The 14,766-nt window shown below is 38.5% G+C and carries 10 protein-coding genes and 1 tRNA gene; 6 read left to right on the top strand and 5 right to left on the bottom strand.

The features are described from left to right. Positions 1 to 304 precede the first annotated feature (304 nt). Positions 305 to 880, top strand: a complete 576-nt coding sequence (locus OQX63_RS10910; protein WP_265850905.1) for a dihydrofolate reductase family protein — start codon at positions 305 to 307, stop codon at positions 878 to 880. 473 nt (positions 881 to 1,353) lie between these two features. Here OQX63_RS10910 and OQX63_RS10905 read toward each other — a convergent pair whose 3' ends face one another. Further along, the gene (locus OQX63_RS10905; RefSeq protein WP_265850904.1) at positions 1,354 to 2,580 is read right to left on the bottom strand and encodes a hypothetical protein; all 1,227 of its coding nucleotides are present in this window, start codon (positions 2,578 to 2,580) and stop codon (positions 1,354 to 1,356) included. 239 nt (positions 2,581 to 2,819) lie between these two features. On the opposite strand from OQX63_RS10905, the gene OQX63_RS10900 reads away from it, so the two are divergent. Beyond that, positions 2,820 to 2,892 (top strand) — tRNA-Lys (locus tag OQX63_RS10900). Positions 2,893 to 2,957: 65 nt separating this feature from the next. Here OQX63_RS10900 and OQX63_RS10895 read toward each other — a convergent pair. After that, on the bottom strand, positions 2,958 to 3,149 hold the full coding sequence (locus OQX63_RS10895; protein WP_265850903.1) for a hypothetical protein: 192 nt from the start codon (positions 3,147 to 3,149) through the stop codon (positions 2,958 to 2,960). Positions 3,150 to 3,663: 514 nt separating this feature from the next. Between OQX63_RS10895 and OQX63_RS10890 the strand changes: the two genes are divergently transcribed. Beyond that, positions 3,664 to 4,110, top strand: a complete 447-nt coding sequence (locus OQX63_RS10890) for a hypothetical protein (RefSeq protein ID WP_265850902.1) — start codon at positions 3,664 to 3,666, stop codon at positions 4,108 to 4,110. Positions 4,111 to 4,332: 222 nt separating this feature from the next. On the opposite strand, the gene OQX63_RS10885 is transcribed toward OQX63_RS10890, so the two are convergent. From OQX63_RS10885 to OQX63_RS10875, 3 genes are read right to left on the bottom strand one after another with little or no spacing between them, the layout of a single operon-like run. After that, on the bottom strand, positions 4,333 to 4,707 hold the full coding sequence (locus tag OQX63_RS10885) for an ASCH domain-containing protein (protein WP_265850901.1): 375 nt from the start codon (positions 4,705 to 4,707) through the stop codon (positions 4,333 to 4,335). Then, positions 4,685 to 6,214: a PIN domain-containing protein gene (locus OQX63_RS10880; RefSeq protein WP_265850900.1), complete on the bottom strand. Its 1,530-nt coding sequence runs from the start codon at positions 6,212 to 6,214 to the stop codon at positions 4,685 to 4,687. The genes OQX63_RS10885 and OQX63_RS10880 overlap by 23 nt, the downstream gene beginning before the upstream one ends. Further along, the gene (locus OQX63_RS10875; protein WP_265850899.1) at positions 6,211 to 6,756 is read right to left on the bottom strand and encodes an ATP-binding protein; all 546 of its coding nucleotides are present in this window, start codon (positions 6,754 to 6,756) and stop codon (positions 6,211 to 6,213) included. Before OQX63_RS10875 ends, OQX63_RS10880 begins: the two co-directional genes overlap by 4 nt. 336 nt (positions 6,757 to 7,092) lie before the next feature. On the opposite strand from OQX63_RS10875, the gene OQX63_RS10870 reads away from it, so the two are divergent. The 3 genes from OQX63_RS10870 (at position 7,093) to OQX63_RS10860 (ending at position 14,515) form a co-directional block, all read left to right on the top strand. Continuing rightward, positions 7,093 to 9,177, top strand: coding sequence for an FUSC family protein (locus OQX63_RS10870; protein ID WP_265850898.1), 2,085 nt, complete (start codon positions 7,093 to 7,095; stop codon positions 9,175 to 9,177). A 1,250-nt stretch (positions 9,178 to 10,427) separates the two neighbouring features. Next, entirely contained in the window at positions 10,428 to 11,087 is a 660-nt protein-coding gene (locus OQX63_RS10865) for a GDSL-type esterase/lipase family protein (RefSeq protein ID WP_265850897.1), read from the top strand. A 509-nt stretch (positions 11,088 to 11,596) separates the two neighbouring features. Beyond that, positions 11,597 to 14,515, top strand: a complete 2,919-nt coding sequence (locus OQX63_RS10860) for a ligand-binding sensor domain-containing protein (protein ID WP_265850896.1) — start codon at positions 11,597 to 11,599, stop codon at positions 14,513 to 14,515. The last annotated feature ends 251 nt before the right edge of the window (positions 14,516 to 14,766 follow it).

Here is a 14,766-nt window from a genome sequence, read left to right as displayed (position 1 = left end):
ATTCGGCTACGCTCAGGCTGATAATTTATAAAGAAAAATCTGCGAAATCTGTGTGATCTGCAGGCAAACCCTTTCGTAATTGTTTCCCGCAGATTTAAGGTGATGGGCGTAGAACTAAAGCGGTCGTCATTACCGCACAGGCTGGAATCTTAATGCATTTTGTTGATAAACCTTAAAGATTCTTCGCTGCACTCAGAATGACAGGTTGATAAGTAGTCATAAAAGCGCCTTTATATTGTCACGATTACCCTCATTTGCTTAACAGACCTGTTCTATCTTTACATAAACATTTAACCAAAATTATATGAGAAAGATCAGGATCATGGAACATATCTCGCTTGATGGCGTAATGCAGCACGAAAACAGCGAAGATTTCGCACATGGCGGGTGGACAACACCTTACCGTAGCTTAGAAGGCTTAGCTGCCGTGTTGGAGGCGCAGGGTACTAACATCGATCTGTTGCTGGGGCGCAAAACCTACGATGACTGGGCTCAGTACTGGCCAAAAGCAGGCGATAATCCGATGGCAAACAGTTTAAATAATGGCAAAAAATATGTGGCCACCCATAGACCAGAAAGCCTTGAATGGGGACCGGTTGAAGATTTAGGTACAGACATCGTAACGCGCATGCGCGACCTCAAATCAACCGAAGGCCCTGATCTTATCGTATATGGAAGTTCGACATTGATTGCTGTGTTATTGGAGGAGGGATTGGTAGATGAAGTGGTGCTGATGGTATATCCAGTATTGTTAGGTACAGGCAAACGCTTCTTTGCTGAACCGGCCAATGCCTGCCAACTGGCTTTTGTAAGTACGAAAACTACGCCAACAGGTGTACTTTTAAATACTTATCGATACGTTGGAAAGCTGGAAAGTTAATTGGTTTCGAGTTTGGAGTTTGGAGTCGGTGGGCAGAGATCCGAAGTCCGGGTTTATTTAACTCAAGGCGTCATTGCGAACAAAAGACCAGGGATTGTGAGGTGGCGTGAAGCAATCTATTTTGTGGATTAGTCCGAAGCCTGGAGTTCTAAAATGAGAATTAGAAGCGGATCAGTATGGAGTTAAAAGGTTTTTTGGAGCGCAATGGCTGTTGTCTTTGGGTGGATTCGGTCCTGCTCCGTTTTTAACTCATCAACTTTTAAGTAAAGAAATGATTTATAATTTAACGAAAGCACAAGTCAGCCATGGCTAAGCCTAAAGCCGCTAAGACTTGCGCTAGAAAAGCGTCATTGCAAATGGAGAGCTAAGAGATGATATATTGAAAAAAATATTAGAATGTGCAATAAAGAGCCATTTAGTTTATATGACTCTTTATTAGCTTATATCAATACTTAACTGTAATAGCTAATGCCTTAGTTGATTTTGATATAATAATAAACAGATATATTTTTGGGTCTTGTTTCGGTACTTATTCTTGGAACACCAAAACCTGCTTGAATTTTTCCTTCAGTATTCACGGCAGCTGTTCCCTCAACTGTATACCGCTGTCTTGGATCGTTAGAAGCTTGTTTATCTCTGATTTGTACGCCAATGTTATCCTTGTCGAGATGTTTATGGCCCTGGAAAGCATCACTTTGATATGTACCAACAACTCGCGTATCTGGATCTCCCTTATCGTTATTAATTGATGGAACTGGTTGATAAGGATCAAAAATGTTTAAGCCTCTTAGAAACATGCCCCTTAAATCTGGAATGTTTATTTGTGATGTTAGTAATTGGAACTTGGAATTTGGTACAGGACGCCCATCACAAGGAGCCCATTTACTTTTGTTTGAAGTAAATATGCCACCTGGGCTTTTATCATGATTTTTAGTCGCAGTATTAAACTGCTCATAATTCAAATAAGATGTTACAATCGTTCCAATTGGAAACTCTTTTGAGTTTACAATGTTGTCTTGTGCTGCGGCTTTACTTGAAAAAGATCCTCGATCAGTTTGAAGTGTCAAAATAACATCTTCATTTGGAGGTCTTTTACAGGTAACAAGTGTCGTAAAACCTTTCAATGTCTCTCCTATAGCAGGCTGTCCACTCAAAATTGCACCACTTGGATATACATTAAACGATGTTACTTTTGGCATCGAATCACTCGGTGATGAGGGCCGATAGTGGATGGTAAACACAACGGCATCTTCAGTTTCTACATTTGTGCCTTGGATGAAACCGTATAAATTGCTTTGACTAGTCTTATTTACGCAATTTACATACGCTTCATATAAATTAGTATTGGGAACTGATTGTAAAAGCATTTGTACATTGTCTGCACCTAATTTGATCTCAGTAGTCGAGAGGAGCTTCGTTCTTAATTCAGTGTACTTGTCTTCTGAGTCATTTGCACCAATTGAAAATGGAACCCCTTTAATTGGGATACTCAAAGAGGCGCCCCACTTTCCTGATTTCATATCTGATTTAAAAGTTTCAGAAAGATAATAAGTTCTTAAGTCCTGACTAAATGAACTAGTGTTAGTCATTTTAGTAAAAGAATAGAGGCCGTCAGATAATAGTTTGTCACATTCCTGAGCATAGATTGTTGATGTTATTGAACCATGCAATAACAAGAGAATTAATAGTTTGCGTATCATTTGATTTTGATTTTAAGCAAGTTATAGAATCATTTTTCTTCATGAAATACCCAGTAGCGGGTATTATAACGCTATGTTGCTAGCCTCTACTAGCGGAGAAACGTACCTCATTTATGTTTGTGTTAGAACTCGGATGGTTATATTTGCTAGTATTATTTTGCTGCCATTTAACTTTAAAGCAACCGAGAATATGATCTTTGGGTCAGCTAGTGTGCCTTGAACCTATATTTAATCAACCAGACTCCTTAGCTCAGTTGGTAGAGCAACAGACTCTTAATCTGTGGGTCCAGGGTTCGAACCCCTGAGGGGTCACTAGCCTTAATAAACAAAAAACGCCCATACTTTTCAGTATGAGCGCCTTTGTTTGTCCATTTTCTTTAATTTCTTACATCAGCAGGGGCATTGGTGGTCGAGTCTGCTATAGAATCAGTACTGGCACTATCAATCACCTTGTTTGTATCCGTGTATTTATACATACTATCAGCATTTTCCTGATCAGCCTTTTTACCGCTACAGGCTGACAATGCCATGCCAAAGGCCGCCACTAAGATTATTATTTTCGTTTTCATATCAAATTGTTATAGGTGTACTTATATAATTCTTTTTAAAAGGCAATTGTTTTGGGAAAAGGTAAATTAGTCGGGAGTCTAAAGTAGAATGCAATTTCTTTTTAACCGCAAATACACCAAGAGAAAGGCGCAGAGGACACAGAGTTGGGTTGATCTTCTATTAATTTCCATTCTTTCGTCATTCTCGCGCATGCGGGAATCTTAATGGTGTTGTGTTTTACCGCCAAGAACACGAAGAAATCAGTCTGAAAAATTTCGTCATTGCGAACTGAAAGGTAGGGCTGTTGCGGTGGCGTGAAGCAATCTTTTTAGCAGAATATTTTGCATCCAAAATTCATTTTCTTAGCAGCTTAATTATAAAATTTTACTATATTTATACCGCGAACACAGTTGGAGCAATTCAACGAATAATTTTCTTAATAATATCCCAGGCATACCGGTGAAAGTCCGGGAACTCTTCGGCTTGCCGACTGTGTTCGCGGTGACCTGGGCTTTAATTTAATTTTTCAAAAAAATGCGAACACAGAAAAATCAAATTGCCTTAGCTAAACTGGAGTTTAGTTATAGCACACTGAAAAAGCCGGTAAATGTAAACCTGGCTCAAAATTCAATTCAATTTTTAAAACAGCTCCGTGGCAAACCATCATCCGGTAAAGCCTGCGATTGGTATGTGCTGTTTGTAAATCAAAACCACGAGGTTTTTTGCTGGCACAAACTAAAGCAACAGGCAAAACCGATTAACTGCATACAGCAACTGGCTGGTTTAGCTGTTGCCTGCAATGCTTATGGTGTACTGGTGTTAAACTATTGCGATGTTAAAAGCATTAAGGTTAACCCACTCGATGAACTTTTTGTAAGCACCTGTTTTAATACCTGCGCAAAGCTAAACATCGAAATTATCGATTATGTAATCTGTAATGCACAAACACATTATAGTTTTAGGGATGGGTATAGGGATTAAAATACCACTGGGCTGTTGAAAGACAGCCCAGTTCATGTAAGTTTGTTTATAGTTCTTCGTCGGCCAATCATCATTGCGAACTGAGCGTTAGGACGGTTGTGGTGGCGTGAAGCAATCTTTTTAGAAAATATTTGCATACCTAATTTTAGATCAAGCACAAGTCAGGCTATTGTTTCGGCTAAAGCGAAGACTTGCGCTAGAATGTGTCGCAGATTTCTGTAGTTATTTGTCTGTATATGAAAAAGATTGTGGTGCTGTCACCCCGTATTTTTCCATAATGTTAAAAGTTTTACTATATCTTCTAAAATTCTTGATTTTGATAGCATATCCTTTCTCTTTATGAGCAAAGTATTCATCAAAAAAACTTTTCTCTACAGCTGCAAACTCTTTCGTTTTTTTCCAAAGTATCGTAATATCCTCATGAAGAATCGTATCAATCTCAAATTCTCCTATTATTTTGCTAATTGGCGAGGATGCATAAATAATTACTGTCTTAATATTTGGAACTTTAAATATTGTTTTTCTAAGTTCATAAGTCTTTTCTCCTTTAAGGATTTTCTCTGCATAGTAGGGTTTAATCGACAATATAACTTTCATTTGCTCTAGCTACTTTTAAAAACTCGTCAAATCTATCATTTTTAATTTGAACAAATCCTCTTGGAACATCATTTATTGAGTTTATGAGGCCTAATTCTATTAATTTTTCTAAATTAATTTTAGGTTTTGGAAATGAATCAATATAAAGAAAATTAACAATAAATGGGCGATTAATTCTGTATTCAGGAACATTATAAGGATTATAATTCCACCATTTTTTTAATTCGTCATCATCAAATACACTTCTCTTTCGACAAAGCCTTAAAAAATCGCCTTCACTAGGGATATTCAAAATCACGTTTTCAACTACTCCAATTGTGGAAATTACTCCAGCATATCTTCCTCCGGTTCTATAAAATAAAATAATATCCCCAGGTTTTAAGTTTCGGAAATAAGATCTTGAAATATAAACTTTTTTCAATGCATTTCTATGAGGCTCATTTTCCACATAATCTTGTGGTGATTCATTATTTAATATTGAATCAGGAAATAGTTCAGTATGATAGTCTGGCCGTATTGGGGTAATAAATATTCGTGATTTTCGATCTATGTATGGAAAACAATCTCTTGGATTTGGTAAAGTAGTTTTTGAAAAGTCTCTTACAAAAACTTTTTCAATGCCATTTCCAGTTATCTTAGTACCCCAATATTTAAATCCCCAATCTTCTAATAGACTTATTAACCTCTGCTGTTCCTCTCTTTTGTCAAAAATTGTAACATAAATCTCGTCGACATTATTAGCTAAAGCATTATCAAAAATTACTTTTAAGAATCTCTCCCCTAATTTGTAACCAGTAGAAGTTACCTTAAATGTGCCAATTTTTAATCTCTTTTTTGCTTCGAAAGCAGGTTGTATATCCTTATAGTTTTCATTTGCATTCTCTATTTTTAAAAATAAAAAGGCTTTCACTTCGGCTTCAACTGAACAGATGTATGACTCTTTATCAGCTTTTGAATTGAACCATTTTTCAAATTCAGCATAGTCTTCTTTAAAAGAATCAAAAAATGCATCATTGATGTTTATGTTACCAAAGTATTCTTTTTTAACTGATAGTACCTTGTAATCTGAGAGTCCTGGATTTTCAAAAACTAGTTTTTCAATGAACGAATCAATTTTATATACTTTGTCTCCAATCCCAATACTATTAGCCTTCCTATGTAACCCTTTATCTTCTGTAATTAAGTAATCAACCCTGTTGTTTTTTACTTCATTCAAAATTGAGGTATCATTTGAATCATTTGTTGTTTTATCTTTTGTTCTTAATTGCTTAATGACATCTGAATCTTGAGATATAGTTTTTAGTACATTGTAGTTTCCAATTTTAACTTTCATCGTATTAACTACATCTGCATCTTTGTATGTTGAAATTTCATCAATGGAGATGGGATGAACACATTTTTCAAAATGCATTTTGTCTAGCCAATTAAATAACAAACCAATATCTTGGTTATAAACTTTGCTAGCTTCTCTATGTACAATAATATTTGTATCTAGTAATATTCTCATTTTAAAAAATTTAAAAGATCATTTGCTTTATAAATTTGGCTATCAATTATTAAAAGAGGAACATCTAGTTTTTGCTTAACCTCTTCAGCAAAATTTGTTTCTAATTCTTGAAAGTCCTTAATATCTCTAATTTTGTATTTCTTTGAATCCCTGGCTTCTAATCGTTCTTTGATTATCTCCGGATCTGCAATGACAAGCACTAATTTTGCAGGGTTAATATCAATAAAAGTTTGGATTGGAACCTTTTCAGGGCTTCCATGTTTATTTAATAAACAGTAATGACCATCTAAGAGATAGCTCTTATCCTCTTGGACAATTTCGTTCAAATTGATGATTAATCTATTTTGAGTTTCATTAATATTTTGAACCTGCTTTTCTTCTTGAGTACTTAATTCATGCCATTTCAATACTTCACTTGCAGTTAGGTGAATAAGGTTAGTTTCGCCTTCTATTGTTTCACAAACTTTGCCTTTCCCGCTTCCATGAACTCCTCCAATAAATATAATTTTGTTTGATCTGCTTATATTATTTAGATCTTTCATATTTCTGTGTATTTAATTGGTCAAACAAGAATCCAGCTCCAAAAGATTTATAGAGATAGATGAAAAGATCAATTGACTTGTATTAAAATAAACCGATATTTTATGTGTGAAGACATTGAGGTAGCGCATATTAGATAATTTGGTTCTCTAATGTATAAAAGAAAAAATTAATGTCATTACGGTAAACCATAAATACTCATTTTTAGTGAGGAACATTTTTTCTAAAGTCCAAAGAACAGATCGGTATCTGGTTTTGTGTAGCTATTTGCTATGCATGCATTATAAATCTGTTATCTTTGCGGCGTTTATCAATTATCAGCATTCATTAACATATTCATGGGTAAAAACAGCATCGGCTCTACCATTTCGTATTTCTTTTTGGGTGAGTATTTTTCTGATGCCCTGCGCACCACCATTACCGTAGTATTGCCCATTATTTTATTCTTTTACCTGGGCAATCCCGAGGCAGCAAAAGGAATAGGGGTTGGCGCTTTATTGATCAGCCTGACCGATTTGCCCGATAACCGGCTGAACAAATTGAAAACAGCGCTGTGGAGCATTATTGTCTTTTTTGCTACCACGTTGGTGGTTTCATCGGTTTTAGATCATGTTTACCTTACCGCGGTTGTGGTGACTGTCGCTGCTTTTAGCTTTTCGATGCTTGCTGTATACGGGCAGAAACTCTCACTCATTGGCACCATGGCCTTGATTGTATGTACCTTTGTAATGGGCCTTCACCCGGCGCGGCCGCTATATTTTAGCAGTTATATGCTGGTTGGTGGCGTTTGGTATTATGTGATTAGTTTGATCCAGACCTTGCTGCGGCCTTACCGCTCGCTGCACCATGCCATTTTCGAATGCCTGATGAGCAGCGCGGTATTTTTAAATGCAAAAGCGAAGAATTATGATGTGGATGTTCCACTCGATCTGCAACAGAAAGAAGCGATAAAACTGCACATTAAGGTAAACCAGAAACACGAACTGATCCGGAACCTGTTGCTTACCGATAAATACGCCATGAATCCTGATAACCCCAAAGGTCAGTTGTTGTTGGAGCGGGCGAGGTTACTGATCGATTTGTATGAGCAGTTGAATGCGGTGCATTACGATTATGCTTTAGTTCGAAGAACTTTAGCTACCGGTCCGAGTCTGAAACTGATTGCCATCTTAATTGAATTGCTGGCCAAAGAGCTGGAGCAGTTGGGTAGGCACGTTCGCTCGTCAAAAGCTTATAAAGGTGAGGTGGCTACCAATATGGATTATCACCAGAAACGCGTGCTGTTATTGCAGGAAATGGAACGTTTAAACGAAACCCAGCGATCAATTGTATTGAAAGTGGTTTCGAACATGAACGATATTGTGCGCATTATCGAAATGATCAGGGGCAACGAGCGCACGCCAGCAAAACACTTGCAAGAATTGAGCGGATCGATTTCCTATCCATTATTTATTACTGGCGATCGCTTTTCCATTAAGGAGCATTTGACTTTAAAATCACCCATCTTCAGGTTTTCGTTGCGACTGGCCATCTGTTTCATGTTCGGTTTTTTGCTCATTTGGCAGCTCGAACCCAGCAAATACAGTTACTGGCTTTTTCTTACGCTGGTTATTGTAGCCCGGCCTAAATTTTCAATCACTTGGAAACGGAATTTACAACGTTTAAAGGGGAGTATGGGGGGCGTAGTAATCGGGCTGATCATCGTTTATTTTGTTAAAAGTCCTGCGGTGCTGTTGTCTTTTTCAGTGGTTTTTTTATTGGGCTTTTATGCCTTTAACCGTTTAAACTATACGATAAGTGTGTTATGTATTACCCCCGCGGTTATTTTAACATTGGGCAGTTACCAGGGCCATTTCGATCATCTTGTGCACGACCGGGTTATCTTCACGGTGTGGGGTTGTGTAATCGCCATTTTTGCCACCTATTTGTTCCCGATTTGGGATAGCCGACAGTTAAAGGCAAAAATTGTCAATGCATCTAAAGCCAGTCTGGATTACCTGGAGGTTGCCATTCAAAACCGGGTTGCACGGGATGAAAATCAATCGCGCATGGCGCGAAAAAATGCCAATTTAAGTTTGTCGGCCTTAAGCGAAGCGATTGAATCGGCCAGCCAGGAGCCCATGAGGAAACATATCGATTTTAATGGTTTGTATGGGGTTCAGTCGACCATTTACCAGATCAATGCGATTATAACTTCCATTTATCTTTCTGTTAACCATAAACCCAGGCAGGCCGATCCTTTGCTGGTCGATCAGATTATAAGCAATTTAAGTAATGGTGAGTTGGTACAAAGCAATACCGAATGGCATGCTGATGAGGTTTATCTGGTTGATGATGGTGACCATTCCATTAACCAGAAACTAACACATATTGCAGCTTTATCGTTCGGTTTTAGCAGGTTTAGTGCTAGTTTTAAGGGGTAAATTTATTTGTTTGTCCACCTGAGCGGAGGCCCTATCGGTTGTTAACTTTTTAGAGTGTATCTATCATAAAAAGATCCTTCGACTACGCTCAGGATGACAGCGGGGGCGAAACAACCTGATGTGTCAGTCTGAGCGGAGTCGAAGACCCTGTCAATACCATAGACAGAATCCATTAGCACGGTCGTCATCCGATAATGCTAATTTTTTTTGGAAATGAAAGGGCAGCAATTCTTGGCGGATTGTAGTCCTGCTTTCCATTACAAGTCCTCGCTGCGCTGCGGGCTTTCCATTCCAATCAGGTTTATTCACAACGTTCAGAGCTGGTTTTCGACGATAAATTTAATTTGTTGTCAGTCTGAGTGAAGTCGAAGACTCTGGCAATCGTCAATTTTGGATTGTAACCTATCATAAAAAGATCCTTCGACTACGCTCAGGATGACAGCGGGAGTGGAAACAACCTGATGTGTCAGTCTGAGCGGAGTCGAAGACCCTGCCAATCGTCAATTTTGGATTGTAACCTATCATAAAAAGATCCTTCGACTACGCTCAGGATGACAGCGCGGGTGGAAGCAACCTGATTTGTCTGTCTGAGCGGAGTCGACGACCCTGGCAATCGTCAATTTTTGATTGTAACCTATCGTAAAAGATCCTTCGACTATGCTACCATAGACGTTAATTCATAATTACTTATTAATGAATGTACTGTGGCAACATGTATTTCCATCTAGCAAGGCCTTAGCACTGTATCACCGTTCTATTTAAATCCGGCCTAATAAATTTTTCGGGCTTCACTGACCAAGCCCTACTACTGGCTTTGAAAGAAAAATTTTCAGCCGGCATTTTTTGTTACTTTTTGATGCCAAAAAGTAAGAGCCCTTCGGCGGCGGTGAGCCGAGGCAAGACTTGTGCGAAGGAAAAAACGTCACTCCTATTGATTTTTATACCATAAATTATTCCTCAAGGATGACAGCGGGAGGGAAGCCAGAAATGAAGTCTCTTCTTATCATCGTCATTGCGAGAAAGCTTTTTCAGCCGACAGCCTGTCCCGATTTTCGGGGAAGCAATCTTTATGGTAATGGTCACTATTGCAATTCCACACCAGCATGAAAGATTGCTTCGTCGTTCCTCCTCGCAATGACGATTTTTTCTTTGGAATCTGTTAGGTTTTGAATAACCGCGTAATAAATTTGATTGAATTGATTGTAAAAAACAGGATATTGGTATATTGTGAGCCTTAAATCCTCATTCGCATGAAAAGATCATTTTTAAGCTTCCTTTTGATTTCGTTTTTAACCATAACCACTTTTGCACAAAAGAAACCCAACTTTTGGGATGACGTGCAGACGATTAAAAAATACGATCAAATGTACAAACCACCTGTTCATCCGGTGCTGTTTGTAGGTAGTTCATCCATCCGCAAATGGGATGATTGTATGCAGATTTTCGCCAAATACAATGCCTTGAACCGTGGTATAGGCGGTGCAGTTATTAACGATATTACCTATTATTTAAATGATGTGGTTTTTCCATATCATCCAAAACAGATTGTATTGTACGTTGGCGAAAATGATCTGCCAAATGAAACGGTAACACCCGATACAGTTTTAAACCGCACCATCAAGTTATACCAGGCCATCAGGGCAAAACTGCCAACGGTGCCTATTGTGTACATCTCTATTAAACCTAGCCCAAGCAGGGATAAATTTAAGGAGAAAGCAGTAGCATCTAACGCACTCATTAAAAAGTTCCTTGCCGGGGAGACCAATACCACCTTCGTTAATGTTTATCCTTTAATGTTAACCAAAGATGGAAAACTAAGACCGGAACTTTTTGTGGAAGATATGCTGCACATGAATGCTAAGGGCTACGCCATCTGGCGAAAAGCAGTAGAGCCACATTTATTGAAATAGTTCTTTGTTCACCGCCTTAGTTTACCCATAGATTAATTTTACCATGTAAGATATATAAGAACATATAAGCTGATATGCCATTAAATTTCTTATACGATTAAATGTTTTGAGATGTTGTTCGGTATAAATAAACTCCGGTCCATTTTCTTACCACCTTAATCACTTGAGACACCTGATCGTATCTTTTCTTGCACAGTCTCCAATAAACTAGCCCCGATTAAACGGAAAGCCCACAGCGCAGCGAGGACTTGTAGTGAAAGCGGGACCGAACCCAACCTACTAACCACAGGTAGTGCGCTTCAAAATAATAGGAAAACTAAATAGGAAAGGCCAAAGCAAAAAGTTAGATGTTCAAAAATGTCTTTATAAATGGTGCGCATTAAACGATACAATCGTTAAGCTATTTATGCACGCGTTAGAAACGCGCGCAGGCTATCGAAATTGTAAGCGCGGCTAACCGGAATTAAAATTATATATTTATTATTGCGTTTTAACCCTTTCCTAACCAAATGAAGAGACTTCTACCCGCTATATTATTCTTTTTGACTGCTTATTGTGCCCAGGCCCAGGTGCTTTTGGGAATCCCACAGGTGGTAAACTACAATAACGAACAATATAATGGCGGTATCCAGAATTGGGATGTGGAGCAGGATAAAAATGGCATCCTATATTTTGGTAATAATGAGGGGCTGCTTACTTTTAACGGCCGCTACTGGAACCTGTTCAAGTTACCCAACTTTACCTCCGTGCGTTCGGTGGGGATCGATTCTAAAAACCGTATTTATGTAGGTGGGCAAGATGAGTTTGGCTATTTCTATCCAAATGCACAGGGTGTTTTAAAATATACCTCGCTGCTAAATCTATTGCCCGAAAATATGCGGAAACTCGCAGATATCTGGGGTGTTTCAGTTGTTCGGGATGAGGTATTTTTTAGGTCGATACATGCTATTCTGCATTATAAAGACGGGGTAATTAAAAGTTATAAAACGAGTACGAGCTGGCTATTTATGGGGGCTGTAAAGGATAAGATTTTTTCGCAGTCGTCTGATTCGGGACTCATGATTTACGATCATGGCATGTGGAAACCATTTTGCAAGGATAGTATTTTAAACCGCTCAGGCATTACCGCTGTGCTGCCCTACAGTGGCGATACGTTATTGGTTTCGATGTTAAAAAAAGGATTGTTTTTAATTATTAACCATCAACTAAAACCTTTAATTAGCAGTTTAAATCAGGTTTTTTTAAATGAGCGGATTTATTTTGCAACCCAGATCAGTCCGGATTTATACGGTGTGGCCACCACTTCAGGTGGGGTGTATATCATGAATAAAAAGGGCGATTTGGTGCAGAAATACAACTATAAAGAGGGGTTACAGAACAATAACGTTAGGGGCATATTACTGGATAAGGATAAGAATATGTGGCTGGCCCTTGATGATGGAATTGCTTACGTGGCCATTAACAGTGCAGTTAAAAGTATTTCCCCCGATCGCAATAAGCAGATTACCAGTTACGCTTTCCGCAAATACGGCAAATCGATTTATATTGGTACCTCTAATGGTTTGTACCATGCCAAAATTAATACTTCAATGCCCGATTTAAGCTATTCTCCCGCCAATTTCGAGGAGGTGAAAAATAGTAAAGGGCAGGTATGGGGACTGGATGAAATTAACGGTCAGCTACTGATGGCACATGAAGATGGAACCCTGCTGGTGAAAGAAAATGTTGCTACCCCACTGTATAGCTCAATTGGTACCTGGATGTACCAACCCATAGATAATGTTTATCCGAGCAAAGAGGTAATAGCCGGTACTTATGCCGGACTGCAGGAACTCACTTACGATGGAAGCCGCTTTATAAATGGTGGTAAAATTGCCGGCATTAACGAAACCCTGCGCTTTATTGTCGTGGATAACAATAACCCTGATCTAATCTGGGCTTCACATCCTTACCACGGCGTATATAAAATAGAACTCAACCCCGATCATAAAAGTATTCTGCGTACTACTTTATTCTCTGATCGGGATGGTTTACCAACCAAGCTTTATAACTATGTGTTTCATATTAAAAACAGGGTAGTCATTGCCACTACAAGCGGGGTTTTTGAATATAATGCCGCGAGCAAAAAGTTTACCCGTTTTAAGTTATTTGGTTCAGCCCTTACTGGTATTCCCATTCAATACCTCAAAGAAGATAATGATGGTAATATCTGGTTTATAACCAATAAAAAGGTGGGCGTTATCGATTTCCATAGGCCCAGCGGAAAAAATCCGTTCAGTATTTTATACCTGCCCGAGCTGAATGGAAAAGTGGTTGGTGGTTTCGAATCGATATATACGCCTGATAGCCAAAATATATTTATTGGGGCCAATAAAGGAGCTTACCATATCAATTACAAAAAATACATTCAGAATATAACCCGGCCAAATGTGGTATTGGGTACCGTTAAATTAATGGGCAATAAAGATAGCCTAGTGTTTGGGGGCTATTTTGTGAATAAGGGGAAAATTGTGCCTAAACAGGATTTGAGTGAAATACCTGAATATGTAAATAGCCTAAATTCGATCCATTTCGAATACGCCTCTACACTTTTTGAGCATGATAAAAACATCAAATTCAGTTATCAGCTTGCTGGCTTTGATAGCGAATGGTCTGCATGGGGCACAAAAAGCGAAAAAGATTATACCAATTTACCCGCCGGAAAATATACGTTTAATGTGAAGGCAAGTATCGGTATCAGTAACGAATCAGAAGTGGTAAGTTATACTTTTGTGGTGCTGCCAGCCTGGTACAATACCATTTGGATGCGAATTTTTTACCTCATTTTAATTGTAATGGCCCTTAGGTTAATTATCAGGTGGCAAAAAAATAAACACATTAAAGAGCAAGAGCGCATGAGTTACCTGCACCAGCTGGAGCTCGATCGAAATGAAAAAGAAATTGTGCGGCTGCAGAATGAAAAGCTTGAAGCCGATGTGAATTATAAGAATAAAGAACTTTCTACCATGACCATGCACCTGGTGCAGCGGGGTAAGGTTTTGGCCAAAATTAAGGAAGTGATATCGGCAGTAATTAAAAACCACGACCTTAACGAGAGTTCGCCAAGTTTCAGGCACCTGATCAGACTGATTAAGGATGTAGAAAAGAAAGACCAGGAGCTAGACCACATGAGCGTGCACTTTAATCATGTAAACACCGAATTCTTTACCCGGCTAAAGGATCTTTATCCAGACCTAAGCCAGAATGATCTGAAATTTTGCGCCTATCTATCTATGAACCTTTCTTCAAAAGAAATGGCCCAGCTGATGAACGTGACAATTAAAGCGATTGAGGTAGGGCGTTATCGTCTTAGAAAAAAACTTCAACTGAAACCCGAGACCAATCTGTACGAGTTTCTGATTGAAATAGCACGGCAGAAAATGCTGTAAAACCATTTTTTTGTTACAAAAGCGGTTATTTTTGATTAAAATGTATAAATACCTGTAATACAGTTGTTTGTTATAAACGTGTAGGGCTTATGTAGGCCTAAAATTTCTGTTATTTATTCATTTCAGAGGCTGTTGTATGGTTCGTGTAGTAGGGTTAAATTCTGCTATTGTGATGCACGTACCTAGATTTGATTCATGAACAGCAACCAGTAAGACTGTCATGAACTAACCAAATTCATTAACTTAAAAGT

The organism is Pedobacter sp. PF22-3 (genome assembly GCF_026239555.1).
Classification (GTDB): Bacteria; Bacteroidota; Bacteroidia; order Sphingobacteriales; family Sphingobacteriaceae; genus Pedobacter.
The sequence above is the reverse complement of the archived record's forward strand: the minus strand, read 5'-3'. Positions and strand labels throughout refer to the sequence as shown.